We start from the raw sequence: 26,278 nt of genomic DNA, 5'->3' as shown, positions 1-26,278 counted from the left end.
TTCGGTCTTCCGCCGGACCGTGCGAAGCTGCAGTATGCCCGGTCAAGACAGGCAGTCAGAGGACATCCAGCTGCTCGTCCGCAGCGTCGTCGACTACTCGATCTGTCTCCTCGACCCCGCAGGCCATGTGACCAGCTGGAACGCCGGTGCCGAGCGCATCAAGGGCTACCGGGCCGAGGAGATCATCGGCCGCCATTTCTCGGTGTTCTACCCGCCCGAGGCCGTCGCGGCCGGCCGTCCCGAACAACTGCTGGGCCGCGCGGCGGCGGCCGGCCGGGTGGCCGACGAGGGCTGGCGCGTGCGCAAGGACGGCGCCCGGTTCTGGGCGCGCGTGGTCATCACCGCCCTCCGCGACGAGCGGGGCCTGCTACGCGGGTTCGGCAAGGTCACCGGCGACCTGACCGAGCGCCGCCTGGCCGAGCAGGCGATGCGCGACAGCGAGGAGCGCTTCCGCCTGCTGGTCCAGAACGTCGTCGACTACGCCATCTTCATGCTCGACGCCCAGGGCCGGATCGTGAGCTGGAACGCCGGCGCCGAGCGCATCAAGGGCTACCGGGCCGAGGAGATCATCGGCCGCCATTTCTCGGTCTTCTACCCGCCCGAGGACGTCGCGGCCGGCAAACCCGCCATGGAGCTGGAGGTCGCCGTCGCCGACGGCCGGTGGGAGGAGGAGGGCTGGCGCGTCCGCAAGGACGGCACCAGGTTCTGGGCCAGCGTGGTCATCACCGCCCTCCACGACGACCGCGGCGAGCTGCGCGGGTTCGGCAAGGTCACCCGCGACCTGACCGAGCGCCGCAACGTGTCCCGCGCCCTCGACGAACGCGGCATGCTGCTGGCCCACCTGGTCCGCGCCCAGGAGGTCGAACGCCGGCGCATCGCCTACGACGTGCACGACGACACGATCCAGTCCATGGTCGCCGTCGGCATGCGCCTGCGCGCGATGGAGAGCGGCCTCGGCGGTGAGCGGGCCGCCGAGGTGCGCGGCATCGGCGAGGCCGTCGAGGCCGCCGTCGCCCGCCTGCGCGACCTGACCTTCGAGCTGCGCCCGCCGGCCCTCGACGAGGAGGGGCTGGTCGAGGGCCTGGCCGGCTACCTGCGGCAGGTGACGGCCGGCACCGGGTTGTCGTTCGAGATCGACCACCGCCTCGACGCCGACCCGCCGCCCGAGGCCGCCGTCACCATCTTCCGGATCTGCCAGGAGGCGATCACCAACGTGCGCAAGCACGCCCGCGCCACCTCGATCAGGCTCTCGCTGGTCTCGCTCGACCGCGGCGTGCACGTACGCGTCGCCGACGACGGCGCCGGGCTGCCTCCGGGCGCCGAGGGGCCGCTGCGCCACTTCGGGCTGATCGAGATGCGCGAACGGGCCGAGATCGCGGGCGGCTGGTGGAGCCTGACCGACCGGCCGGGGGCCGGGACCACCGTGGACTTCTGGGTCCCGGCCGTCCCCCACGCCTGACCGGAGCGACCGGCGGAGCGGCGCTCAGCGGCGGGGGAGCACCTCCAGGGACTGGCGGGCGATCTCCCACTCCTCGTCCGTGGGGACGACCAGCACCGCCACCTCCGCGCCCGGCGGCGAGACCGCCCGCTCCCCGGCCGGGCCGGCCGCGTTCAGCGCGGGGTCCACGGTGATGCCGAGCCGGTCGAGCCCGGCCAGGGACTCCGCGCGGGTGGCCGCGTCGTGCTCGCCGACGCCGCCGGTGAACACGATCGCGTCCAGGCGGCCGAGCAGGGCGTAGTACGCGCCGACGTACTTGCGGATGCGCCGGGTGTAGACCTCCAGGGCCAGCCGGGCCTCCTCGTCGCCGCGTGCCCGCACCTCGCGCATGTCGAGCGTCCCGGCCAGGGCGCGCAGGCCGCCCTCGTGGCTGAGCGCGCGCTCCACCTCCTCGCCGCCCATGCCGCGCACCCGCGCCAGGTAGCCGGCGATCGCGGGGTCCACGTCGCCGGAACGGGTGCCCATCACCAGCCCCTCCAGCGGGGTCAGCCCCATGGAGGTGTCCACGCTGCGCCCGCCGGACATCGCCGTCGCGCTGGCGCCGTTGCCCAGGTGCAGCACGACCAGGTCGAGGCCGGCCAGGTCGCGGCCGAGCAGGGCGGCGGCGCGGCGGGAGACGTAGGCGCAGGAGGTGCCGTGGAAGCCGTAGCGCCGCACGCCGAGCTCCCGCCAGGCCCGCGGCACCGCGTACGTGTACGCCTGCGGCGGCAGCGTGAGCTGGAACGCCGTGTCGAACACCGCCACCTGCGGCACCCCGGGGAACGCCGCCCGCGCCACCCGGATCCCCGCCAGGTTCACCGGGTTGTGCAGCGGCGCGAGCGGCGCCAGCTCCTCGATCGCGGTGATCACCTCGTCGTCGACGAGCGCCGGGCCGGTGAAGCGGGTGCCGCCGTGCACGACCCGGTGCCCGACCGCGACCGGCGCCAGCTCGGGCCCGGCCCGCGCGAACGCCTCCAGCATCGCCGCCAGCCCCTCGGCGTGCCCGGGGAAACGCTCCTCCCGCACGTACGGCGGTCCGCCGTCCGCGTGGTGCGTCAGCCGCCCGCGCTCCTCGCCGATGCGTTCCACCAGGCCGCGCGCCGGCCGCTCCCGGGTGCGCACGTCCACCAGCTCGTACTTGATGGAGGAGGAGCCGGTGTTCAGGACGAGTATTCGGCCGGCCATGTCCACGACCTGATCTCCGCCGGGTCCTCGCCGTGCTCCCTGGTGTACGCGCGCGCCCGCAGCCGCGCGTCGCTCATCCGCTGGCGCAGGTGCGCGGCCTTGGAACCGAGCCCCGGCACCCGGTCGATGACGTCGATGACCAGGTGGTAGCGGTCGATGTCGTTGAGCATGGCCATGTCGAACGGCGTGGTCGTGGTGCCCTCCTCCTTGTAACCGCGTACGTGCATGTTGGCGTGCCCGGTGCGGCGGTAGGCGAGCTGGTGGATGAGCGAGGGGTAGCCGTGGAAGTTGAAGATGATCGGCCGGTCCACGGTGAACAGCGTGTCGAACTCGGCGTCCGGCATGCCGTGCGGATGCTCCGACCGCGGCTGCAGCCGCATCAGGTCCACCACGTTGACGACCCGCACCTTCAGCTCCGGCAGGTGCTCGCGCAGCAGCGCCGCGGCGGCCAGCGTCTCCTGGGTCGGCACGTCGCCCGCGCAGGCCAGCACCACGTCCGGCTCGCTGCCCTGGTCGGTGGAGGCCCACGGCAGGATGCCCAGGCCGCGCGTGTTGTGCGCGATCGCCTCCTCCATCGTGAACAGGTCCAGCACCGGCTGCTTGCCCGCCACGATCACGTTGACGTAGTCGCGCGAGCGCAGGCAGTGGTCGGCCACCGACAGCAGGGTGTTGGCGTCCGGCGGCAGGTAGACCCGCACCACCGACGCCTTCTTGTTGACGACCACGTCCAGGAAGCCGGGGTCCTGGTGGCTGAAGCCGTTGTGGTCCTGCCGCCACACGTGCGACGACAGCAGGTACGTCAGCGACGCCACCGGCCGCCGCCACGGGATCTTCTGCGACGACTCCAGCCACTTGGCGTGCTGGTTGAACATGGCGTCCACGATGTGGATGAACGCCTCGTAACAGTTGAACAGGCCGTGCCGGCCGGTCAGCAGATAACCCTCCAGCCAGCCCTGGCACAGGTGCTCGCTCAGCACCTCCATCACCCGGCCGCCCGGCCCCAGGTTCTCGTCCGTGGGCAGCAGCTCGGCCTCCCACGCCCGGTCGGTGACCTCGAACACGTCCTGCAGCCGGTTGGAGGCGGTCTCGTCGGGGCCCATCAGCCGGAAGTTGCGCGGGTTGCCGGCGATCACGTCCCGCAGGAACCCGCCGAGCACACGCGTCGGCTCGGTCAGCTGCGCGGCCGGGGACTTGACCTCGACCGCGTGCTGGCGGAAGTCCGGCAGCCGCAGCGGCTGCAGCAGCTCGCCGCCGTTGGTGTGCGGGTTGGCGCTCATCCGCAGCGGCCCCCGCGGCACCGTCGCCAGCACCTCCTCGACCGGCCTGCCGTCGGAGCCGAACAGCTCCTGCGGCCGGTACGAGCGCATCCACTCCTCCAGCATCGCCAGGTGCGCCGGGTTGTCCCGGACCGCGGCCAGCGGCACCTGGTGGGCCCGCCAGGTGCCCTCGACCGGCTTGCCGTCCACCTCGCGCGGGCCGGTCCAGCCCTTCGGCGTGCGCAGGACGATCATCGGCAGCCGCCGGTCCTGGCCGTCCTTGTACTCGGCCAGCTCGTCGAAGACGGTGTCGAGGGTGGCGGCCATCTCCTCGTGCGAGGGGCCGACCAGATGGGGGCGGTAGCCGTACCCCTCCATGAGCTTGAACAGGTCCTGCTCGGGGATGCGGGCGAGCACGGTGGGGTTGGCGATCTTGTAGCCGTTCAGGTGCAGGATGGGGAGCACGACGCCGTCGCGCCGGGGGTCGAGGAACTTGTTGGAGTGCCAGCTGGCGGCCAGCGGGCCGGTCTCGGCCTCGCCGTCGCCGATGACGCAGGCCACCACCAGGCCGGGGTTGTCGAACGCGGCGCCGTAGGCGTGGGCCAGGGAGTAGCCCAGCTCGCCGCCCTCGTGGATGGAGCCGGGGGTCTCGGGCGCGACGTGGCTGGGGATGCCGCCGGGGAAGGAGAACTGCCGGAACAGCCGCCGCATGCCCTCGACGTCCTGGGAGACGTCCGGATAGCGCTCGGTGTAGGAGCCCTCCAGCCAGGCGTGCGCGACGGCGGCGGGCCCGCCGTGCCCGGGACCGGCGATGTAGATCATGTCCTGGTCGCGCTCGGAGATCACCCGGTTGAGGTGGGCGAAGCAGAAGTTCAGCCCCGGGGTGGTGCCCCAGTGGCCGAGCAGGCGCGGCTTGATGTGCTCGGGGCGCAGCGGCTCGGTCAGCAGCGGGTTGTCCAGCAGGTAGATCTGCCCGACGGACAGGTAGTTGGCCGCCCGCCAGTACGCGTCTATGTGGTCCATGCCCTTGCCCATTCCTCTGCAGGCGGTGCTGAATCCCCGGGCTGCCGATAATGTGCCGTCACATGGCGCTGCGCAGTTCCCACTGGTACTCCGGTGACGACAGGAACTCCTACATCCACCGGGCCTGGATGCGCCGCGGCCTGCCGCGCGAGGCGTTCGAGGGCGAGCGGCCGCACATCGCGATCGCCAACAGCGCCTCCGACCTCGCGCCGTGCAACTCCCACCTCGACGAGGTCGCCCGCAGCGTCATGAACGGCGTGTGGGAGGCCGGAGGCGTGCCGCTCGACCTGCCCGTCCTGTCGCTGGGCGAGACGAACGTGCGCCCGACCGCCATGCTCTGGCGCAACCTGGCCGCGATGGCCGCCGAGGAGCTGCTGCGGGCCAACCCGATCGACGGCGTGGTGCTGCTCGGCGGCTGCGACAAGACCGTTCCCGCGCTGCTCATGGCCGCCGCCTCGGTCGACCTGCCGGCGCTCGTCGTGCCCGGCGGGCCCATGCTGACCGGGCACTTCCGCGGCGTGCCGCTCGGCTGCGGCACCGACGTGTGGCGGCTCAGCGAGGAGGTGCGGGCCGGCACGCTCTCCCGCGAGGCGTTCCTCGCCTCGGAGTCGTCCATGATCCGCAGCCGCGGCCACTGCAACACGATGGGCACCGCCTCCACCATGGCCTGCCTGGCCGAGGCGCTCGGCATGACGCTGCCCGGCACGGCGGGCACCCCCGCCCCCGACAGCCGCCTGCTGGAACGCGCCCACGACAGCGGCCGGCTGGCCGTCGAGCTGGTACGCGCGGGCCGCCGCCCCAGCCACGTCATGACCCGGGCCTCCTTCCTCAACGCCATCGTGACGCTGGCCGCGATCGGCGGCTCGACCAACGCGGTCGTGCACCTGCTGGCCGTCGCCGGGCGGCTCGGCGTCGAGCTGAGCCTCGACGACTTCGACCGCGCCGGCTCGGGCGTGCCGCTGCTGGCCGACCTCCAGCCCGCCGGACGCCACCTGATGGACGACCTGTTCAGGGCGGGCGGCCTGGCCGCCGTGCTGCGGGAGGTCGAGGACCTGCTCGACCCCGCGGCGATCACCGTCACCGGCAGGCCGCTGGTCGAGCACCTGGCCGGCGCCGAGATCTGGGACGACACCGTGATCCGGCGGCGCGGCGACCCGCTGCTGCCCGACGCGGGCATCGCCGTGCTGCGCGGCAACCTCGCGCCCGACGGCGCCGTGATCAAGCCCGCGGCCGCCTCGCCGGAGCTGCTGCGCCACCGCGGCCGGGCGATCGTCTTCGACGGCGTCGAGGACGCCCGCGCCCGGCTCGACTCGCCCGGCCTCGACGTCGACGAGACCTCGGTGCTGGTGCTGCGCGGCTGCGGCCCCAAGGGCTACCCGGGCATGCCGGAGGTCGGCAACCTGCCGCTGCCGCGCAAGCTGCTGGCCAGGGGCGTGCGCGACATGGTGCGGGTCAGCGACGCCCGGATGAGCGGCACCGCGTACGGCACGGTCGTCCTGCACGCCTCGCCCGAGGCGGCGGCCGGCGGCCCGCTGTCGCGGGTGCGCACCGGCGACCCGATCGTGCTCGACGTGGCCGCCAGGAGGCTCGACGTCGACGTCCCCGACGCCGAGCTGGCCGCCAGGGAGCCGGTCATGACCGGCCACGCCCGCCCGGCCCGCGGCTGGGAGCGCCTGTACGTCGACCACGTCACCCAGGCGCACCTCGGCGCCGACCTCGACTTCCTGACGGGCTCCTCCGGCGACGCGCCCGGCCGGGAGTCCCACTGAACGCAAAGTGTGCCCGGCGCCATGCGCGGAATCTTCCCCGTGGGGTACGGGGTTCCCTGACGGGAGCCCGGCTCAGCGGATCTCCCGCGAGTACGGGACGATGTGATCAGGTTTGACGACGTATGAGGAGGAAGCGGTGAACGGCGACATCAGCCAGAGCCAGGAGTGGGCGGCTCTGGGCAAGCATCACGAGGAGCTGGCGGGAAAGCAGCTTCGTGAGCTGTTCGCGGAGGACCCGGGCAGGGCCGGGCGGATGACGGTGAGCGCCGGGGACCTCTACCTCGACTACGCCAAGCACCGCGCCACCCAGGAGACGATCGACCTGCTGGTGGCCCTGGCCGAGCGGGCGGGCCTGCGCGAGCGCATCGCCGCGATGTTCGGCGGCGAGCACATCAACGTGAGCGAGGACCGCGCCGTCCTGCACGTCGCGCTGCGCATGCGGGAGAACGCCAAGCTGGTCGTGGACGGCCAGGACGTCGTGGCCGACGTGCACGCGGTGCTGGACAAGATGAGCGCCTTCGCCGACAGCGTCAGGTCCAAGGAGTGGAAGGGCGCCACCGGCCGGCCGATCACGACCGTGGTCAACATCGGCATCGGCGGCTCCGACCTCGGCCCGGCCATGGCCTACGAGGCGCTGCGCGACTACGTGGACGCCGGCGTCGAGGCCAGGTTCGTCTCCAACATCGACCCCGCCGACATCCTGGGCAACCTGCGCGACCTCGACCCGGCCGGCACGCTGTTCGTGGTCGCCTCCAAGACCTTCACCACCCTGGAGACGCTGACCAACGCCAGGGTCGCCCGGTCCTGGCTGGTCGACGCGCTGGGCGAGGACGCGGTCTCCAAGCACTTCGTGGCCGTCTCCACCAACGCCGAGAAGGTCGCCGAGTTCGGCATCGACACCGACAACATGTTCGGCTTCTGGGACTGGGTGGGCGGCCGCTACTCCTTCGACGGCGCGATCGGCCTGTCGCTGATGGTCGCCGTCGGGCCGGACCGGTTCCGCGAGATGTTGTCCGGCTTCCACAGTATGGACCAGCACTTCCGCACCGCGCCCTTCAACGCCAACATGCCGGTCCTGATGGCCCTGCTCGGCATCTGGTACACCGACTTCTTCGGCGCCGAGACCCGCGCCGTGCTGCCCTACAGCCAGCGGCTGCACCGCTTCCCGGCCTACCTCCAGCAGCTCACCATGGAGTCCAACGGCAAGTCGGTGCGCGCCGACGGCAGCCCGGTGACCGTCCCGACCGGCGAGATCTTCTGGGGCGAGCCCGGCACCAACGGCCAGCACGCCTTCTACCAGCTCCTGCACCAGGGCACCCGGCTCGTCCCGGCCGACTTCATCGGCTTCGCCGAGCCGTTCGAGGACCGCGAGGGCATGCACGACCAGCTCACCGCCAACCTGCTCGCCCAGACCAGCGCGCTGGCCTTCGGCAAGACCGCCGAGGAGATCGCGGGCGAGGGCACGCCGCCGGAGATCGTGCCGCACAAGGTGATGCCGGGCAACCGGCCCACCTCGACGATCCTGGCGACCAAGCTCACGCCGTCCACGCTGGGCCAGCTCGTCGCGCTCTACGAGCACATCGTGTTCGTCGAGGGCACGATCTGGGGCGTCGACTCCTTCGACCAGTGGGGCGTCGAGCTGGGCAAGAAGATGGCGCTCGACGTGGCGCCCGCGCTCACCTCCGACGAGCCGCCGCAGACCTTCCCCGACTCCTCGACCGAACAACTCGTGCGCAGATACCGCGAGCTGCGCGGAAGGCGGGCCTAGAGATGGGGCGGGCGGGCGCGCTGGTCCTGTTCGGCGTCACGGGTGACCTCGCGCGCAAGATGCTGCTCCCCGCGCTCTACCACCTGACCGCCGACGGCAGGCTCGACCTGCCGATCATCGGCGTCGCCAAGACCGACATGGACCTCGACGCGCTGCGCGAGCACGCCCGCGAGGCGTGCGGCGGCGTCCAGGACGCGGCGTTCGAGAAGCTGGCCGGCAACCTGCGGCTGGTGGCGGGCGACTACCGCGACCCCGAGACGTTCGCGAGGCTGCGGCAGGAGGTCGAGGGCAAGGGGTTCCTCGTCCACTACCTGGCGGTGCCGCCCGCGCTGTTCTCCGTCGTCGCCGAGGGGCTGGCCGGCGCCGGGCTCAACCACGAGGCCAGGCTGGTGGTGGAGAAGCCGTTCGGGCACGACCTCGACTCCGCGCGGCGGCTCAACGACGAGCTGCTGAAGTACTTCGACGAGGACCACCTGCGGCGGGTCGACCACTTCCTGGGCAAGGAGCCGGTCGAGGACCTCATGGTGTTCCGGTTCGCCAACATGCTGCTCGAACCCCTGTGGAACCGGAACTACGTGCGCAGCGTGCAGATCACCATGGCCGAGGACTTCGACGTCGCCGACCGCGGCGGCTTCTACGACGCCAACGGCACGGTCCGCGACGTGGTCCAGAACCACCTGCTGCAACTGCTGGCCATCCTGGCGATGGACGCGCCGCCGTCCATGGACGCCCGCGCCCAGCTCGACGAGAAGTGGCGGGTGCTGCGCGCCGTCCAGGCGATCGACCCGGCCCACGTCGTGCGCGGCCAGTACGACGGCTACCTCGACACCCCCGGCGTCCGGCCCGGCTCCACCACCGAGACGTTCGTCGCCATGCGGCTCTACATCGACAGTTGGCGATGGGCGGGCGTGCCCTGGTGCATCCGTTCGGGCAAGGCGCTGCCCACCACCGACCTGGAGATCGTGGCCGAGCTGCGCAAACCGCCGGTGACGATGTTCCGCGGCGGCGACGTGCCGCCGGGGCCCAACCTCATCAGGTTCCGGCTGCAGCCCGACGCCGGGGTGACCTTCGACGTGCTGGCCAAGGAGCCGGGCCGGCAGCGGACGATCCCGGTGCCGGTGAGCGTCGACTTCACCAAGGTGCTCGGGCCGATGGAGGCCGCCTACGAGCGCATCCTGACCGACGCCGTCAGCGGCGACCCGCGGCGGTTCGCCCGGTTCGACCTGGTGGAGGAGTCGTGGCGGATCGTGGGCCGGCTGCTCGACCTGCCTGACCAGCCGCTGCCGTACGAGAAGGGCACCTGGGGGCCGGAGCCGGCGGAGAAGATCCCGCCGGGCGGCTGGCACGAGATCTCCACCACGTTCGACTAGCGGCCGATCCGGGTGAACGATGGGCCCATGGACATCAAGGAGCTGTTGGAGCAGTCGAAGGACGCCGTCACCGTCAGGCGGGTGTTCGGTGAGCCGATCCACCACGGCGACGTCCTGGTCATCCCCGTCGCCCGGGTCGCCCAGGGCGGCGGGGCCGGTCAGGGGCAGGGCCGGGACGAGAAGGGCGAGGAGATCGGCAGCGGCGGCGGTGGCGGCTTCGGCTACAGCGCCACCCCCGCCGGGGTGTTCGTGATCAAGGACGGCGACGTGCAGTGGCGTCCGGCCGTCGACGTCAACCGGATCGTGCTGGGCGGCCAGATCGTCGGCCTCGCCCTGGTGCTGACGATCCGGACCATCTTCAAGAAGTGGCGTCGCGGGAAGTAACGGGGGCACATCATCTGACGTGCTCATCGATCTGCTCGACGCGGGGCTGCCCGGTCACGAGGCGCTGCTGCCCGGCTCCAACCTGCCGGTGCGGGTCACCCCGCTGGGCGGCGGCACGTCGCTGGTCCGCTTCCCGCCCCGGTGGAGCCGTCCGGGCCGCGGCCACTACCTGGCGGGGGAGGAGTTCGTGCTGCTGGAGGGCGAGCTGCGGGTGTCGGGGGTGGCGTACCTGCCGGGGGAGCACGCCTGGCTGCCCGCCGGCGCCCTGCGCCACTCCGGCGCGGCGCCGGCGGGGGCGCTGGTGTGCACGTTCTTCGCCGGTGAGCCCACCTGGGTGTCCAGCGACCTGGACGAGCCCGACGGCCCCAGCCTGCGCACCCCGCTGGGGAGCGTCGTCGTCCCCGGCGGCGGGTTGCCGCTCACGCCTCACTCCGTCCTGGTGGACACGCCCGTCCCGCTCGACCATCCGGCCGAGATGATCACGGTGCCGAGCTGGACGTGGGAGCTGTCCACCTTGATCCCCGAGGGCCGCGTCCTCGTAAGGTGGACGCCGTGACGCTCCCCCTGACGTATCACGTGACCTTCGGCGTTCTGGTGATGGTCGGGGCGATGTCGCCCGGCCCCGCCTTCGCGATCGTGGTCCGCCGCGCGGCGCTGTCCGGCCGCGGGCCCGGCATGGCGGCGGCGGCCGGGATCGCCGTGGGCGTGGCCGCCTGGGTGGTGGCCGCCGCCACCGGCGTGGCCGCGCTGCTGGCGGCCTCCGCCACGGCCTTCACCGTGATCAAGGTGGCCGGCGCCGCCTACCTGCTGTACCTGGGGGCCAGGGCGCTGCGCGCGGCCCTGCGCAAGGGCGGCCCGCTCGACCTCGGCCTGCCCGGCCGCCCTGACCGCGGCCCGTGGGCGGCCTTCGCCGAAGGGCTGCTGACCAACACGCTCAACCCCAAGGCCGCGCTGTTCTTCATGGTCCTGGTGCCGCAGTTCGTGGACGAGGACGCCGCGTTGGGCGAGACGCTGCTGCTGGCGGCGGCCGCGCTGGCCGGGACGATGGTCTGGTTCCTCCTGGTGGCGAACGTGGTGGGCACGCTGCGCCGGGTGGTCGCCAGGTCGGGCGTGCGCAGAGCCGTGCACGGGCTGACCGGCGCCGGGCTCATCGCCCTCGGCGTCAGCCTGGCCGTCACCGGCCGCCCTTGAACGGCTCCTCGACGGCCCGGCGATGAGCGGTGCGCGCCGGCGTCAGGAGACGGCGACGCCGAGCAGGTGTCCGAGGCCGAAGGTGACGGCGGCGGCGCCCGCGCCCAGCCCGAGCTGGCGCAGGCCGCCCAGCCACCACGGCCGCGCGGTCATCACGGCCACCGCCGCGCCGAACCCGAACAGCGCCACCATGCTCAGCGCAAGCGCCAGGAACAGCCCCGACGCCCCGAACAGGAACGGCGCCAGCGGCACCAGCGCCCCGGCGGCGAAGGCGAGGAACGACGAGCCCGCCGCCAGGTAGGGCGAGGGCAGGTCGTCGGGGTCGACGCCCAGTTCCTCGCGCACGTGCACGCGCAACGCCTGCTCCGGATCGGCCGACAGCCCCTCGGCGACCCGGCGGGCGAGGTCGGCGTCCAGGCCGCGCGACCGGTACAGGGCGGCCAGCTCGGCCCGCTCGCCGTCGGGGTTGCGGGCCAGCTCGCGCCGCTCCACGGCGATCTCGGCCCGCATCAGCTCGGTCTGGGACCGCACCGACGTGTACTCGCCCGCCGCCATCGAGCACGCCCCCGCGACCAGGCCCGCGAACCCGGCGAGCACCGCGCCGCGCCCGGCGCCCGCGGCGCCCACGACGCCGGCGATGAGCGCCACGTTGGAGACCAGCCCGTCCATCGCCCCGAACACCGCCGGACGCAACCAGCCGCCGGTGACGTCACGGTGGCTGTGGTGCTTCTCAGGAGAGTAGGGCCGGGCAAGCTCAATGGTCATGACAATCCTCCCCTTAGTGGCAGTTCGTCAGGGAATCTAGGCCCTTCCGGCATGATCCGCAACGAAGGAGAGGCTTGCCTGATCTGCGGTTTTCCCGCTGCGTCACCGGCCGTGCACGCGCGATCACGTGCCCGGGGACGGGAACACGAACGTCCCCCCGGCACCCGCGGCGCGCGGGAGCCGGAGGGACGCGGACGAGGTCAGGCGTGCGCCGGGCTGGCAGGAGCCGGCTCGGCCGGATCGGGCTGAGCGGAACCGGACCGGGCGGCCGCCGGGCCGTTGACGAGCGCGTCGCAGTCGGCGATCGCGTCCTCCAGCAGCCTGCGCAGCAGCGCGTCGGGGTCCTTGATGCACGCCTGGACGATGCCGACCACGGCGAGCTGCACCGCGTTGGGCGCCGCGTACCGGCGGAAGCCCTTCTCGGTGATCTTGGCGGCCCGGCTGAAGCGCCTGGCCTGCTCGGCCGCGTGCGGCACCTGCTCCATCGCGCTGCGGCTCAGCTCGCTGAGCCGGCCGGACGGCGCGCCGTCGAGCCTGGCCAGCATCTCCTCGGCCGCCAGCACCGACACCGCGAGCGCGAGCTGGCGCTCGGCGGCGGCGACCGGGAGGGCCGTGGTCGCGCAGCGCAGCGCGATGTGCGCGTCGATCCGCAGGTCGTCGCCGGCCAGCCCGATGATGGACGGCACGAGCCCGACCAACTGGGCGCGGCTCTCGTCGCCGGTGTTGTCGTTGACCAGGCGGGCGAGCGCGGCCAGCAGCGGATGGGTGCAGGCCGGGTGGTCGCTCCACCGCTCGCCGGCCAGGTAGGACGCCAGCTCCATGAAACAGGCGCCGCGTTTCGGGTTGCGATGCCTGCCGCGGGACAGGACCGGCATGTGATCAAGGTGATTGTCCACGGGGTGCTCCATGCTCCACGCGATCGCCGTCCAGCCAGTTTGCGCTGTCGGGCGCGTCAAAGCCAGTGATCGGGCATCTTCCACAGGAATGGTTCCCTCAGGCGATGCGATCATTCCTCAACCGCTATTCATGGTTATGGCACCAAAGAATTTAATTTATGAGGAATTTTCGGCATTTATGACGAAAACAGCGGCCGTGCGGGCCGGAACCGTCAGCGTGCCGGCCGCCGGGTCGTAGGACGACCGCCTGACCACCTCGTCCGCCGACGCCGCCTGCACCGGGTGCAGCGCCACCCGGCGGCCCGGCGGCACCCCAGGCGCCCGCGTACAGGGCGACGGGGTGGGGTTGAGCACCACGACCACCGCGTCCCAGCGCGGGTCCAGCCCCGCGGTGTCCACCCGCATCACGATCACGCCCTCGCCGCCGGCCGGGAACGACAGCCGCCGCCGCACCTCCTCGGCCGTGCCCAGCGCGAACGCCGGGGTCGAGGCCCTGATCCGCAGCAGCTCCCCGAACGCCGCCCGCGCCGCCCCGATCGCCGCGCAGCCCGGACGCAGCGCCGGGTCCGCCAGCAACGGCCGGGCGTACGGCCAGGCGGCCTCGTTGTCCGCCCTCGGCGGCAGGCCCGCGCCGAACCCGTTGCCCGCCGAGCAGTCCCACAGCAGCCGGTTGAACCAGTCGCCGGAGTCGTAGGAGTTGCGGTCGAGCGACTTCGAGCGCAGCCGCTCGCTGCCCGCGTGCACGAACGCCGCTCCCTGCCCCAGCAGCACGGTGGCCAGCGACAACACCTGCATGCGCACCCGGTCGGCCATCGGCGTGCCCGCGGGCAGCTTGTAGGCCAGCGCGTCGAACAGCGTCTCGTTGTCGTGCGCGTCCACGTACGTCACGACGTCGTCCGGCCGGGCGGCGTAACCGGCGGCGGCGCCGTTGTGGCCCACTTCCGAGCCCGCGCGGCCCGAGGGCAGCACGTAGTCGCGCAGGCCGCCGGCCAGGCCCAGCATGACCAGCTCGGTGCAGTGGCGCAGGCGCTCGCGCTGCTGCTCCTCCGAGCCGTTGGAGGGCGCGCCGTTGGGCGCGCCGGCCAGGCCGGAGCCGAAGCCCTGCACCCGCGGGTCGGCGTCGAACGGGCCGCCGCCGCGCACCGCGTCCCGCAGCCGGTCGTCGAACGTGCCGATGCCGGTGCCGGCCATGTTGGCCTGCGTGGCCTGCTCGAACCTGGCGTCGCCGGCCACCTCGCCGAAGCTCCAGCCCTCGCCGTACAGGATGATCGAGCGGCCGTCCACGCCGTCGCGCTCGGGGGTGAGCGCGTCGAGCGCGGCGCGCACGGCCAGGATGTTGGCCTTCGGGTGGTGGCCCATGAGGTCGAAGCGGAAGCCGTCCACCTTGTACTGCCTGGCCCAGGTGCGCACCGAGTCGACCACGAGCCGGCCCATCATGGCGTGCTCGGGCGCGGTGTTGGCGCAGCAGGTGGAGGTGGCCAGGGAGCCGTCCTCCAGCAGGCGGTGGTAGTAGCCGGGCACGATCGGGTCCAGCACGTCCGCCGAGTGGGTGTGGTTGTAGACCACGTCCATGACCACGCGCAGCCCGGCCTCGTTCAGCGCGGCGACCATGGCGCGGAACTCCCTGATCCGCTCGTCCGGGTCGGTCGCGTACGAGCCCTCGGGGACGGTGTAGTGCAGCGGGTCGTAGCCCCAGTTGAAGGAGTCGCGGTCCGCGGTGAGCGCCACGATCTCCTGCTGCCGTTCGGAGTCGGGCGGCAGGGCGGCGAGGTCGCAGTCGGGCTCGGTCCGGTCCGACCGGCGCTCGGGGACCGTGGCCAGGTCGAACACCGGCAGCAGGTGCACGTGGGTGAGCCCGTCCGCGGCCAGCGCGCGCAGCTCGCGCATGCCGTCGCCGTCGTGGCGGAAGGCCGCGTACGTGCCGCGCAGCTCCTCGGGCACGGTGGCGTCGGAGGCGGAGAAGTCGCGTACGTGCAGCTCGTAGATGACCGCGCGGTCCAGCGGGACCGGGGCGGGCTTGGCCAGGCGGTCCCAGCCGGGCGGCTTGAGCGCGGGGTCGTCCAGGCTCACCAGCCTGCTGCGCACCCCGTCGGGCGCGGTGGCCAGGCTGTAGGGGTCGGTGACCTCGCTCGTGACGACGCGGCCCGCGGCGGGGGAGTAGACGGTGACGCGGTAGGTGTAGTCCTTGCCGTACCAGGTGGGCAGGCCGCGGATCGACCACACGCCGGTCTCCTCGTCCAGCCGCATCGCGTGCCGGCGGCCGCCGAGCGCCAGCTCCACCCGTCGCGCGGTGGGCGCCCAGAGGGCCAGGCGGGGCAGCAGACGTCCCGACGGCCCGAGCCCGGCGCGGACGGCCCCGGCGTAGACGTCGTCGAGCACGCCCGGGATCTGCACGCCGGTCGCCGCCGCCACCGCGCCCGAACCGTCGTGGGCCACGGCCACCACCTGGCCGCGCAGCGCCTCCTTCACCAGCCCGGCGTCCTCGGGGCGCAGCTTGAGCGCGGTGCCGCCGGTCAGGTGCGGCCACGCCTGCCGCCGGACGTCGTCCAGCGCGCCCGGCGTGAGCGGGACGGTCACGGCATGGCCGGTCAGCCGGCCGTCGTGGCAGGCGATGCCGCCGGCCGGGGCGCAGGCCAGCGCGTGCGTCAGCGACGGATCCACCGTCCAGACGACCGTCTCCCTGTCGATCCAGTGGGCCCGCGCCTCGCCGTCGCCGATCGCGGTCACGTAGATCATGGTGCCCGCCCGGCGGCGGCCCATGCGAGGCCGCCGCGCCGGGCGGCGCACAGCCTCCGGGACCAGCTCACGTTGTCGTGACCGTGTCATTACTTTGCGTGATCGGTGACTTTGCGTGATCCTGAGCTCATGGACGGATTCCTGGACCCCACCTGCGGAGGCATGACCGAACTACGTGTGCACGGCGTCTCCGGCACCCCGCCGGCGAGCATCCTCAACCATCCCCACCCCCGCCAGATCGCCGGCGACGCCACCACCGGCTTCTATCGCCGCTGGTGGCCCGGCGGCCGCCCCGACGGCGAGCAGGACGACCTGCCCGGCATCCGCCACCGCGAGGCCTACGCCTGGGGCGGCCTCACCTCGGGCGGCAGGACCATCGCCCTCTGGCTGCTCCTGCTGCCCTTCTCCCTGGCCAACCTGTCCTACTTCATGCTCCCCAGGCCCGTGGGCGGCGCCCGCCTGCGGCACGTGGCCGAGGCGGCGCAGCGGCTGTTCGCGCTGCTGCTCACCGGCACCCTCGTGGGCGCGGTCACCCGGGCGAGCGTCGACCTCATCGGCTGGCAGTGCACCGCGGCCGGGCGGGCCTGCGCCCGCGAGAGCGCGCCCGCCTGGGTCCACTGGATGAGCGAGTTGTGGGGCGCCGAGCCGTCGCGGCGGCTGGCCGTCGCCGCGCTGGCGCCGTTCGCGGTGGTCGTGCTGCTGTGGTGGCTGGCGCGGCGCACCTGGGAGCGCGACGAGCAGACCGGCTTCCCGCCCGACGGCGGCTCGCGTCCCGGGCCGTTGCTGGCCCGGCCGCGGTTGTGGCACGGCGGCGCGCCCGTGTGGCGGTTGCGGGCCGTGCACGTCGCCTTCGCGCTGGGGTCGATCGGCCTGGCGGTGTCGGCGCCGTTCGTGGGCGACCCGCGGGGGTTGGCGCTGACGGCGGCCAACGCCGCCGTCCAGGTCGCCGCCGCCGTGCTGGCGGCGCTGCCCGGCATCGCCAGGCGGCTGGCGCCGGGCGAGGCGGTCCCGCCGTGGCTCACCGGCGCGTGCCGGGCGCTGCGGGTGGCCGGGCCGCTGGCCTTCGTGGCCACGATCGCCGCCGCCCTGGCCGGGATGTCGCCCGCGCTGCCGGGGCGGCAGCTGCCCGGCATCGGCGTTGGAGCGTTCCAGTTCGCGCTGACGGTCGGGCTGGGGCTGTTCATCCTGGTGGCGACGTTCGTCCTGGCCCGCATGGACCGGCCGGCCGAGACCGGCGACCCGATCGAGCGGCGGGCGATGTGCGGCATGGCGGCCTGGTTCACGCTGATGGTGGCGGCCGGCAGCGCCAACGTGCTCGCCCTCGGCCTGCTGTTCTGGACGGCCACGTTCTTCGGCGTGCCCGCCTCGGTCGCCGAGCCCGGACCGGTCGACCGCAGGCTCTACCTCGACGACCCGGTCTGGTGGACGGCCGCGCTCGTGCCGCTGCTGGTGATCGGGTTCGTCGCCGTGGCGGTCGAGCTGTGGCTGGTCCGCGGGTCGGCCGCCGCCGCGCTCACCCCGAAGCTGACCCCCTACTACGGCGCCTACGACCGGGACGTGGCCGGCAAGTGGGCGCTGGCCTCGCTCACCGACCGCGCCGGGCTCGTGCTGGCCGTGCTCACCGGCATCGGCGTGGCCGGTTCCGGCGCGGTGACCGTGATCTACCGGTTCCACCTGTTCGCCCCGGTGGGCGGCCTGGCCGGCCTGCTGGCCTCGATCGGGAGCTGGGCCATGACGGCGATCGTCGTGGGCCTGGTCCTGCTGGGCCGCCGGACGTACAGCGACACGCGGCTGCGCCGCACGGTCGGCATCCTGTGGGACGTCTCGACCTTCTGGCCCAGGGCCATCCACCCGCTGGCGCCGCCCTGCTACACCGAGCGGGTGATCCCCGAGCTGCTCGCCCGGGTCAAGACCCTGACCAGGACCGCCGACGACGAGGTGGTGCTGTCCGGGCACAGCCAGGGCAGCGTGCTCACCGCCGCGCTCGTCCTCCAGGTACGGCCCGAGCTGCGGTCCCGGGTCCGGCTGCTCACCCACGGCTCGCCGCTGCGCCGCCTGTACGCCGCCTTCTTCCCCGCCTACTTCGGCACCCCCGGCCTGTCGGCGATGCGCGACGCCGTCCGCTGGACGAACCTGTACCGGCTGAGCGACCCCATCGGGGGGCCGGTCTTCCGCCGGGTCGACCCGTTCGGGCCACGTCCGGCGGGCGAGGGCGAGCAGACCGTCGACCGGTTCTGCTGGGACCCGCTCCAGCCGGGGCCGGGCGAGCCGCTGCCCGAGGCGCGCTGGCACTCCGACTACTGGCTCGACCCAGCCTACGAGGAGACCCTGGCCCGGCTCACCAGGTCAGATGGAGCTCCTCGGGCGCGCGGTGGATGAGCGTGGCGGCCATCACGACGTCCTGGCGGGCCAGCCGGAGGCCGGGCAGCTCCGCCACCAGCAGCTCCAGCGTCACCCGGAGCTGCTCGCGGGCCAGGAACGCGCCGGGGCAGCCGTGCACGCCGTGGCCGAACGCCAGATGGCGGGCGCGCGGCCGGGTGATGTCGAAGACGTCGGGCCGCTCGTGCACCGCCTCGTCGCGGCCGGCCGAGGCGAAGGAGACGAAGACCGTCGAGCCCTCTTCCAAGGGCGTGCCGGCCAGGGTGAGCGGCCTGGTGACGCGGCGGCGGAAGCCCTGCACGGGCGCCTCGTACCGGGCGGCCTCCTCGATCGCGGCCGGGATCAGCTCGGCCGGGCTCGCGCACAGCAGCTCCCACTGGCGGCGGTCGCGCAGCAGGCGGTGCACGACCGAGCCGAGCAGCGCGGTCGTGGTGAGGTGCCCGGCGAGCATGACGTTCTCGACGTTGGAGGCGATCTCGTCGCGCTGGGCGGCCGTCGGCTCGCCGGGGCCGGGCGCCAGGCCGCGCACCACCTCGCCGGTCAGGTCGGCGGCCCCGCCTGAACGGGCGGCGTGGGCGGCCAGCAGGCGCCGCAGCGCGGCCACGTCGCGGGCGGCGGCGATCTGCTCGTCCTCGGGCATCGGGGTGAACAGCAGGTCCTCGGCCCGGAAGCCGCCCCTGATCGCGGTGGGCACGTCGGCCGCGGGAAGGCCCAGCAGGTGGCCGATCACGGCGGCGGGCAGCGGCTTGGCGTAGCGGGACATCCACTCGCCCCCGCCCGCCTTGGCGAACGCGGTGACCAGGTCGGCGGCCGTGGCGGTGACGAACGGCAGGACGGCGGCCACCCGGGCGGGCGACAGGCCGCGGGTGAGCGGCCTGCGGTAGCGCCGGTGCGCCTCGCCGTCGGTGCTGAGCACCACGGGCGCGCCGCCCGGCACCCCGGCCAGCTCGGCGAAGGCCCGCGGGCTCGGGACCACGTCGGGTCGCAGGGCGCCCTGGGAGGAGAAGTCGTCCGGCCTGGACAACACCTCGCGCACGTCGTCGTGCCGGGCCACCAGCCAGGCGTCCAGCTCCTCGACGAAGGTGAGCCCGGGGGCGGCGCGGGCGCGGGCGTAGAGCGGGTACGGGTCGCGGTAGAGCGCCTGTCGATCCACGCGTCCCATCGTCCGGCGTGGCCCGGAGCGCCACAAGATCTGAAATTTTCTTTTAGTTCACTCCGAAGTCTTGAAACTTATATCCACGAACGATTGAGTTCGGTCGTGCAGACCCTCCGTTTCCTGGCCGCCGCCGCGCTCGTGTTAGGGCCGGTGGCCCTGAGCGCGCCCGCGCAGGCCGACCCCGCCCCGCCCGCCGAGGACGCGCTGAAGGCGTCCTCCTACCCGCCGCCCTCCACGCTGATCAGCCAGGCCACCGCCGGGCAGCCCCGCCTGGAGACGGCCAAGAGGACCCGGCCGGTCGCGCCGGGCCTCTCGCTGACCTCGTTCGACACCTACGATGCGCTGGGCTGGCTGCGCGCCGACGCGCTGACCGCCGACCTCGGCGGCGGCAAGGGCGGGCCCAGGGCCGACTACGTCTTCTCCGGCGAGGTGACCAGGACCGAGCCGCTGTCCGGCCCCGCCGGGCGCTCCCGGGCGGTGGCGGCGGTCAACGGCGACTTCTTCGACATCAACAACTCCGGCGCCGCCCAGGGCATCGGCGTGCAGGACGGCACGCTGGTCCAGTCGCCGGCCGCCGGGCACGACAACGCGGTCGCCGTCACCGGCGACGGCATCGGGCGGGTGCTCAAGATGTACTTCGAGGGCACCGCCACGCCCTCCGGCGGCGCGCCGATCGCGCTCACCCAGTTCAACCAGATGGTGCAGAACGGCGGCGTCGGCCTGTTCACGCCGCTGTGGGGCTCCTACAACCGGGCCCGCGCCGTCGAGGGCGCCGCCACGGTCGCCGAGGTCGTGCTGGTGGACGGCGTGGTCACCGAGGTGCGCAACGCCGCCGGCACCGGGCCCATCCCCGCCGGCACCACCATCCTGCTCGGCCGGGACGCCGGCGCCGCCGCCCTGTCGGCCCTGAAGGCCGGCGACCGCGTGGACGTGAAGTACCAGCCGAAGGCCTCGGACGGCTCGACCGTCAAGGCGGCCGTCGGCGGCAACTACGTCCTGGTCAAGGACGGCGTCGTGCAGAACAGCACCGACGCGGCCGCGCACCCGCGCACCGCCGTGGGCTTCTCCGCCGACGGCAGGAAGATGTACCTGCTGACCGTGGACGGCCGCCAGGCCGACAGCCGCGGCGTCACGCTCAACGAGCTGGCCGCCATGATGGTGGACCTGGGCGCGGCCAACGCCCTCAACCTCGACGGCGGCGGCTCCTCCACCCTGCTGGCGCGCGAGCCCGGCTCGGCCGGGGTGCAGGTGGAGAACAGCCCCTCCGACGGCGGCGAGCGCCACGTGCCCAACGGCCTGGCGCTGTACGCGCCCGAGGGCAGCGGCAGGCTCAAGGGCTTCTGGCTGGAGACCGCGAGCGACCCGGCCAAGGCACCCGGCGTCGGCCCGGTCGCGGGCGGCCGTCCCGACCGCGTCTTCCCCGGCCTCACCAGGCGGCTGACCGCCGCCGGCTACGACGAGACGTACGGCCCCGCGGCCGGCACGCCGTCGTGGCGGGCCAACCCGGCCGTGCACGGAGTCATCAGGAACGGCAGGTTCCACGCCCTGGTGCCCGGCCAGACCACGGTCACCGCCGCGCGCGGCGGCGCCAAGGGCACGATCGGCCTGACCGTGCTCCAGCCGCTGCAGCGGCTCGGCGCCACGGCCGACCGGCTCGGCATCGCGGGCGCCGACGGCAGCGCCGCCTTCGGCGTCGTCGGCTACGACCGCAACGGCAACTCCGCGCCCATCGAGCCGGACGACCTCACGCTCGACTACGACCGGAACCTGTTCGAGGTCACCCCGGCCGAGCACGGCTACTTCACCGTCAAGGCCCGGCAGGCCACCGGCTCCGGGCTGATCACCGCCAAGGTCGGCAAGATCACCACGGCCGTGCCGGTGACGGTCGGCTTCGAGTCCAAGCCGGTCGCCGACTTCGAGGACGCGGCCAGGTGGACCTTCGCCGCCGCCCGCGCCACCGGCTCGCTGTCGGCCGCGCCGGGCCAGAGCGGCGGCGGGCTCAAGCTGTCCTACGACTTCACCACCTCGACCGCCACCCGGGCCGCGTACGCCAGCCCGCCGCAGCAGATCGTGGTGGACGGGCAGCCGCAGGCGTTCGGGCTGTGGATCAACTCCACCGGCAAGGGGGAGTGGCCCAGCCTGGAGTTCTACGACGCGCTCGGCCAGTCGCAGATCCTGCGCGGGCCGTACCTGACGTGGACCGGCTGGCAGTACGTCGAGTTCCCGGTGCCCGCCGGGGTCAACTACCCGCTCAAGCTCCGGCGCTTCTACGTGGCCGAGACCAGGGCCGACGCCAAGTACGGCAACGACATCCTGATCGACGGCCTGGTGGCCAAGGTGCCGCCGTCGATCACCGCGCCCGCCGCGCCCAAGGTCGCCGACCCCGTGGTCAAGGCGGACGTGGCCAAGGCGCCCTGGCGGTTCGCGGTCATGTCGGACGCCCAGTTCGTGGCCAGGAACCCCGACAGCGACATCGTCAGGAACGCCCGCCGCACGCTCAAGGAGATCAAGGCCGCCAAGCCCGACTTCCTGCTGATCAACGGCGACCTGGTGGACGAGGCGTCGCCGGAGGACTTCGCGCTGGCGAAGAAGATCCTCGACGAGGAGCTGGGAGGAGAGCTGAAATATCACTACATCCCCGGCAACCATGAGGTCATGGGCGGCAAGATCGACAACTTCAAGGCCGTCTTCGGCGACACGTACGGCACGTTCGACCACAAGGGCACCCGCTTCGTCACCCTGGACACCTCCCGCCTGAACCTGCGCGGCGGCGGCTACGACCAGGTCGCGATGCTCCGCTCCGAGCTCGACAAGGCAGCGAAGGACGCCTCCGTCGGGTCGGTCGCCGTGCTGTTCCACGTGCCGCCGCGCGACCCCACGCCGGGCAAGGGCAGCCAGCTCGGCGACCGGAAGGAGGCCGCGCTGGTCGAGGGCTGGCTGGCCGGCTTCCAGCGCGACACCGGCAAGGGCGCGGCCTTCATCGGCGGGCACGTGGGCACGTTCAACGCCTCGCGCGTGGACGCGGTGCCGTACTTCATCAACGGCAACTCCGGCAAGAACCCGGCCACCGCCCCCGAGGACGGCGGCTTCACCGGCTGGTCGCTGTGGGGCGTGGACCCCGTGACGCCCGCCGAGGCCGAGCACGTACGGCGCAACTGGTTCACCGACGCGCCCGACTGGATCGGCACGCAGGTGCGGCCGCACGTGGACGAGCTGACGCTGACCGCGCCCGCGACCGTCGCCGTCGGCGCGCCCGCGCCGGTCACGGCGGCGATCCGGCAGGACGACCGGGCCGTCCCGGCCGCCTACCCGGTCTCGGTCACCTGGTCCGGCTCGCCCAACCTGCACGTCGGCACCCGCCAGACGGCCAAGCCGTGGCACGTGGCGGTGCTCGACCCGGGCACGGGCACGATCACGGCCCTGCGGGCGGGACAGGTGACGGTCGCGGTCACCGTCAGCGGGGTCACCCGCCAGGCGACCGTGGCGCTCACCGCCAAGGCCGCCGCCTGAGGCCCCGGCCGGGGAGGAATCACCCTCCCCGGCCGAAGCACCCCAGATACCGAAATATCGGGACGAAGTGTTAAGAATCTAGACAGCCATGGGATTCCCCCTTCTTCCTCCGGATAGCACTCCTGACGTGCGGGGACCTGCCCCCGCAGGCGCGGGACCGGGGGAAGGACTGGGGGCTCGTCGGTGAACGCATGGACCTTCGAGGGACAACCCGGCGCGCTGGGCGACACGGTCACGCTCGTGGAGGGCGGCTCGTTCTGCGTGTGCCAGTGCGGCGGCGACATCGTCCCCGGCGGCGCGCAGGGCGTCTACCACGCCGACACCCGCCTGCTGTCCCGCTGGATGCTGCGGGTGGACGACCATCCCGTCGAGCCGCTGCAGGTCATCATGGGCGAGCCGTACCACGCCACCTTCCTCGGCAAGGCCCGGCCGCGTCCCGGATGGGCCGAGAGCACGCTGCTCGTGGTGCGCGACCGCTACGTCGGCGGCGGGCTGCGCGAGGACCTCACGCTGCGCAACATGTCCGAGGAGGCCGCGGGCTGCGTCGTGTGCGTGCAGGCCGGCGCCGACCTGGCCGACCTGTTCGAGGTGAAGTCCGAACGGAGCTGGCCCGCCGAGGACGTCGAGATGAACCCCGGCGAGCGCGGCATCGAGGTCTACTCGCCCAGCCGGGCCCGCGGCGCCAGGATCGCCGTCGAACCGGCGGGCACGCCGGTCGTCACCGCGCCGGGCCTGCTCACCTTCGACGTCGTGGTGCCCGCCCGCGGCGAGTGGCGGGTCACCGTGCTCGTGACGCCGGTCCACGAGGGCGAGGAGTCCTCGGCCCGGTTCCCGGTCGCCCATCCCACCCACCACGCCGAGCCGGCCCGCCGTCTGGCCGAGTGGACCGCCAGCACCCCCGTCCTGGAGAGCACGAACGCCGCTCTCGTCGAGGCCCTGGCCCGCTCCCGGGAGGACCTGGGCAGCCTGCGCCTGTTCGACCGCGACCATCCCGACGAGCCGCCCGCGATCGCCGCCGGTGCGCCCTGGTTCATGACGCTGTTCGGCCGCGACTCGCTGCTGACCTCCTGGATGGCGCTGCCGCTGGACCAGACGCTCGCCCTCGGCACCCTGCGCAGGCTGGCCCGGCTCCAGGGCGCCAAGGTCGACGCGCTGTCCGAGGAGGAGCCCGGCAAGATCATGCACGAGCTGCGCTTCGGCGTCCAGGACGGCTCCTCGCCGTACGGCGGGCGGGCCTACTACGGCTCGGTGGACGCCACCCCGCTGTTCGTCATGCTGCTCGGTGAGGTGCGCCGCTGGGGCGTGCACCGCGAGGCGGTGGAGGAGCTGCTGCCGCACGCCGACGCCGCCCTGGCCTGGATCGAGGAGTACGCCAGCCGCGACGGCTTCGTCTGGTACCAGCGCAAGACCGACCGCGGCCTGGTCAACCAGGGCTGGAAGGACTCCTTCGACGGCGTCAACTTCGCCGACGGCACCATCGCCCGCCCGCCGATCGCCCTGGCCGAGGTGCAGGGCTACGTCTACGCCGCCTACCTCGCCCGCGCCCACTTCGCCTGCCAGCAGGGCGACGAGGCCGCCGAGCGGCGCTACGTGCAGCGGGCGCGGGCGATCAGGGAGGCGTTCAACGAACGGTTCTGGCTGCCCGGCCCCGGCTACTACGCCATGGGCCTGGACGGGCGCGGCCGGCCCATCGACGGCCTCGGCTCCAACATGGGCCACTGCCTGTGGGCCGGCATCGCCGACGAGGACAAGGCCCGGCAGGTGGCCCGCCACCTGCTCTCGCCCGAGATGTTCACCGGGTTCGGGGTGCGCACGCTGGCCTCGTCCATGGGGGCCTACAACCCGATGAGCTACCACAACGGCTCGGTGTGGCCGCACGACAGCGCGATCATCGCCGCCGGGCTGATGCGCTACGGCCACGTCGAGGAGGCCCAGCGCATCGCCGTCGGGCTGCTGGAGGCCGCGCACGCCTTCGGGGGCGGCTGCCGGAGCTGTTCTGCGGGTTCGGCAAGGAGGAGTACGGGCGGCCGGTGCCGTACCCGACGTCGTGCTCGCCGCAGGCGTGGGCCGCCGCCGCGCCCATCCAGCTGCTGCGCACGCTGCTGCGGCTGGACCCGTGGGTGCCGTACGGGAAGTTGTGGCTGGTCCCGGCGCTGCCCGAGGGGTTCGGGGAGGTGACGATCAAAGGCATGCCGGTGGGCGACTCCAGGGTCGGCATCCGCGTCAGGGGCGAGGACGGCACGCCGCTGGTGTCCGGCCTGCCCGACGGCGTCGAGCTGGTCACCGAACCGCGCTGCCCGATCAGCGGCGCCTGCCGCTCCGGCCCCGCCCGCAGGGCGCACGGCCTGCCGGCGCTGTGACGACCGGACCGACACGGGGAGGTGCTGGGATGACGACGGAAGCCGAGGACGACTGGGAAGGCGCGCTGCGCATCGTGATGGTCGCTCCGCCCTGGGAGGAGGTGCCGCCGCGGGCCTACGGCGGGATCGAGCAGATGCTCGCCGACCTGATCACGGGCCTGTCCGCCCGCGGCCACGAGGTGACGCTGATCGGCGCGGGCAGCACGGGTCTGCCGGCCAAGTTCCTGGTCACCTACCCCGAGGCGCCCTCGGAGCGGATCGGCGAGGGGCTGCCCGAGGTGCTGCACGCCGCCCAGGCCTGGCGGGCGCTGGAAGGGCTTCCCGCCGACATCGTGCACGACCATTCGCTGGCAGGGCCGCTCACCGCCCTCGGCAGGGCGACCCCGACCGTGGTCACCTGCCACGGCGATGCCGGCGGTGAGCTGGGCGAGGTGTACCGGGCGCTCGGCGAGCGCGTCAACCTGATCGCCGTCTCCGACGCCCAGCGCGCCGACGCCCCCGACCTCAACTGGATCGCCACCGTGCACAACGCGCTCGACACCGCCTCCTTCCCCTTCCGGGAGCACAAGGAGGACTGGGTGCTGTGGCTGGGCCGCTTCAGCCACAGCAAGGGCACGCACCTGGCCATCGACGCCGCCCGCGCGGCGGGCCGCCGCATCGTGCTGGCCGGCAAGCTCACCGAGCCGTGCGAGCACGTCTACTTCGACGAGCACGTACGGCCGCGGCTCGGCCCCGGCGTCACCTATCTGGGCGAGGCCGACGCCGGGCGCAAGCGCGAGCTGCTGGCCGCCGCCCGCTGCATGGTCTTCCCCATCCAGTGGGAGGAGCCGTTCGGCATGGTGGTGATCGAGGCCATGGCCTGCGGCACGCCCGTCGTCGCCATCGGCCGGGGCGCGGTGCCGGAGATCGTGGTGGACGGCGTGACGGGGTTCGTCCTGCGGGAGGCGGCCGAGCTGCCCGCGGCGATCGAGGCGGCCGGACGGCTCGACCCGCGGGCCTGCCGCGCCCACGTCGAGCGGCACTTCGGCGTGGCGGCGATGGCCGCGGCCTACG

The 26,278-nt window shown here is 73.4% G+C and carries 17 protein-coding genes and 1 pseudogene; 12 read left to right on the top strand and 6 right to left on the bottom strand.

Annotated elements, in window-relative coordinates; genetic code table 11:
* Positions 1-34: 34 nt before the first annotated feature.
* Entirely contained in the window at positions 35-1,459 is a 1,425-nt protein-coding gene (locus ACNF49_RS34010; protein ID WP_482940119.1) for a PAS domain-containing sensor histidine kinase, read from the top strand.
* Positions 1,460-1,483: 24 nt separating this feature from the next.
* Here the strand turns inward: ACNF49_RS34010 and ACNF49_RS34005 are convergent, their stop codons facing one another.
* Positions 1,484-2,662, bottom strand: a complete 1,179-nt coding sequence (locus ACNF49_RS34005) for an acetate/propionate family kinase (RefSeq protein ID WP_482940118.1) — start codon at positions 2,660-2,662, stop codon at positions 1,484-1,486.
* Positions 2,638-4,941 carry a phosphoketolase family protein gene (locus ACNF49_RS34000; protein ID WP_482940117.1) on the bottom strand — a complete coding sequence of 768 codons (2,304 nt, stop codon included), beginning with the start codon at positions 4,939-4,941 and terminating at the stop codon, positions 2,638-2,640. Before ACNF49_RS34000 ends, ACNF49_RS34005 begins: the two co-directional genes overlap by 25 nt.
* 62 nt (positions 4,942-5,003) lie before the next feature.
* Here ACNF49_RS34000 and ACNF49_RS33995 point away from each other — a divergent pair, with 62 nt between their 5' ends.
* From ACNF49_RS33995 to ACNF49_RS33970, 6 genes are all read left to right on the top strand, one after another.
* On the top strand, positions 5,004-6,710 hold the full coding sequence (locus ACNF49_RS33995; RefSeq protein ID WP_357976711.1) for an IlvD/Edd family dehydratase: 1,707 nt from the start codon (positions 5,004-5,006) through the stop codon (positions 6,708-6,710).
* Positions 6,711-6,846: 136 nt separating this feature from the next.
* Positions 6,847-8,478: a glucose-6-phosphate isomerase gene (pgi, locus tag ACNF49_RS33990; protein WP_482940116.1), complete on the top strand. Its 1,632-nt coding sequence runs from the start codon at positions 6,847-6,849 to the stop codon at positions 8,476-8,478.
* Positions 8,479-8,480: 2 nt separating this feature from the next.
* Positions 8,481-9,848 carry a glucose-6-phosphate dehydrogenase gene (zwf, locus tag ACNF49_RS33985; RefSeq protein WP_357976706.1) on the top strand — a complete coding sequence of 456 codons (1,368 nt, stop codon included), beginning with the start codon at positions 8,481-8,483 and terminating at the stop codon, positions 9,846-9,848.
* 27 nt (positions 9,849-9,875) lie between these two features.
* Positions 9,876-10,232 (top strand): spore germination protein GerW family protein, encoded by a 357-nt coding sequence (locus tag ACNF49_RS33980; RefSeq protein ID WP_357976703.1) that lies wholly within the window; start codon positions 9,876-9,878, stop codon positions 10,230-10,232.
* 19 nt (positions 10,233-10,251) lie between these two features.
* Positions 10,252-10,788 (top strand): cupin domain-containing protein, encoded by a 537-nt coding sequence (locus ACNF49_RS33975; RefSeq protein ID WP_357976700.1) that lies wholly within the window; start codon positions 10,252-10,254, stop codon positions 10,786-10,788.
* Positions 10,785-11,423: a LysE family translocator gene (locus tag ACNF49_RS33970; RefSeq protein ID WP_482940115.1), complete on the top strand. Its 639-nt coding sequence runs from the start codon at positions 10,785-10,787 to the stop codon at positions 11,421-11,423. The genes ACNF49_RS33975 and ACNF49_RS33970 overlap by 4 nt, the downstream gene beginning before the upstream one ends.
* A 42-nt stretch (positions 11,424-11,465) precedes the next feature.
* Here the strand turns inward: ACNF49_RS33970 and ACNF49_RS33965 are convergent, their stop codons facing one another.
* The 3 genes from ACNF49_RS33965 to pulA all read right to left on the bottom strand — a co-directional run bounded on the left by ACNF49_RS33965 (position 11,466) and on the right by pulA (position 15,811).
* Positions 11,466-12,188, bottom strand: a complete 723-nt coding sequence (locus ACNF49_RS33965) for a VIT1/CCC1 transporter family protein (RefSeq protein ID WP_358010508.1) — start codon at positions 12,186-12,188, stop codon at positions 11,466-11,468.
* Positions 12,189-12,388: 200 nt separating this feature from the next.
* Positions 12,389-13,084 (bottom strand): hypothetical protein, encoded by a 696-nt coding sequence (locus ACNF49_RS33960; RefSeq protein ID WP_482940114.1) that lies wholly within the window; start codon positions 13,082-13,084, stop codon positions 12,389-12,391.
* Between the two features lie 156 nt (positions 13,085-13,240).
* The gene (pulA, locus tag ACNF49_RS33955; protein ID WP_482940113.1) at positions 13,241-15,811 is read right to left on the bottom strand and encodes a pullulanase-type alpha-1,6-glucosidase; all 2,571 of its coding nucleotides are present in this window, start codon (positions 15,809-15,811) and stop codon (positions 13,241-13,243) included.
* A gap of 138 nt (positions 15,812-15,949) precedes the next feature.
* Here pulA and ACNF49_RS33950 point away from each other — a divergent pair, with 138 nt between their 5' ends.
* On the top strand, positions 15,950-18,199 hold the full coding sequence (locus tag ACNF49_RS33950) for a hypothetical protein (protein WP_357976686.1): 2,250 nt from the start codon (positions 15,950-15,952) through the stop codon (positions 18,197-18,199).
* Here the strand turns inward: ACNF49_RS33950 and ACNF49_RS33945 are convergent.
* On the bottom strand, positions 18,159-19,352 hold the full coding sequence (locus tag ACNF49_RS33945; RefSeq protein ID WP_482940112.1) for a cytochrome P450: 1,194 nt from the start codon (positions 19,350-19,352) through the stop codon (positions 18,159-18,161). The genes ACNF49_RS33950 and ACNF49_RS33945 overlap by 41 nt on opposite strands.
* A 105-nt stretch (positions 19,353-19,457) precedes the next feature.
* Between ACNF49_RS33945 and ACNF49_RS33940 the strand changes: the two genes are divergently transcribed.
* From ACNF49_RS33940 to ACNF49_RS33925, 4 genes and pseudogenes are all read left to right on the top strand, one after another.
* Positions 19,458-22,865, top strand: a complete 3,408-nt coding sequence (locus tag ACNF49_RS33940) for a phosphodiester glycosidase family protein (RefSeq protein ID WP_482940111.1) — start codon at positions 19,458-19,460, stop codon at positions 22,863-22,865.
* Positions 22,866-23,048: 183 nt separating this feature from the next.
* Positions 23,049-25,043 carry an amylo-alpha-1,6-glucosidase gene (locus ACNF49_RS33935; protein ID WP_482940110.1) on the top strand — a complete coding sequence of 665 codons (1,995 nt, stop codon included), beginning with the start codon at positions 23,049-23,051 and terminating at the stop codon, positions 25,041-25,043.
* Entirely contained in the window at positions 25,040-25,225 is a 186-nt protein-coding gene (locus tag ACNF49_RS33930; protein ID WP_482940109.1) for a hypothetical protein, read from the top strand. Before ACNF49_RS33935 ends, ACNF49_RS33930 begins: the two co-directional genes overlap by 4 nt.
* A gap of 29 nt (positions 25,226-25,254) precedes the next feature.
* Positions 25,255-26,184: pseudogene (locus ACNF49_RS33925) on the top strand (glycosyltransferase family 4 protein); the annotation flags it as partial.
* Between the last annotated feature and the right edge of the window lie 94 nt (positions 26,185-26,278).

It is taken from the genome of Actinomadura sp. ATCC 39365 (genome assembly GCF_054392275.1).
The sequence above is the reverse complement of the archived record's forward strand: the minus strand, read 5'-3'. Positions and strand labels throughout refer to the sequence as shown.

Excerpts from the sequence above, each read along its gene's own strand:
- ACNF49_RS33965 (WP_358010508.1), bottom strand. The coding sequence starts at position 12,188 with ATGACCATTGAGCTTGCCCGGCCCTACTCTCCTGAGAAGCACCACAGC.
- ACNF49_RS33995 (WP_357976711.1), top strand. The coding sequence starts at position 5,004 with ATGGCGCTGCGCAGTTCCCACTGGTACTCCGGTGACGACAGGAACTCC.
- ACNF49_RS34010 (WP_482940119.1), top strand. The coding sequence starts at position 35 with ATGCCCGGTCAAGACAGGCAGTCAGAGGACATCCAGCTGCTCGTCCGC.
- ACNF49_RS34000 (WP_482940117.1), bottom strand. The coding sequence starts at position 4,941 with ATGGACCACATAGACGCGTACTGGCGGGCGGCCAACTACCTGTCCGTC.
- zwf (WP_357976706.1), top strand. The coding sequence starts at position 8,481 with ATGGGGCGGGCGGGCGCGCTGGTCCTGTTCGGCGTCACGGGTGACCTC.
- ACNF49_RS34005 (WP_482940118.1), bottom strand. The coding sequence starts at position 2,662 with ATGGCCGGCCGAATACTCGTCCTGAACACCGGCTCCTCCTCCATCAAG.
- ACNF49_RS33980 (WP_357976703.1), top strand. The coding sequence starts at position 9,876 with ATGGACATCAAGGAGCTGTTGGAGCAGTCGAAGGACGCCGTCACCGTC.
- ACNF49_RS33950 (WP_357976686.1), top strand. The coding sequence starts at position 15,950 with ATGGACGGATTCCTGGACCCCACCTGCGGAGGCATGACCGAACTACGT.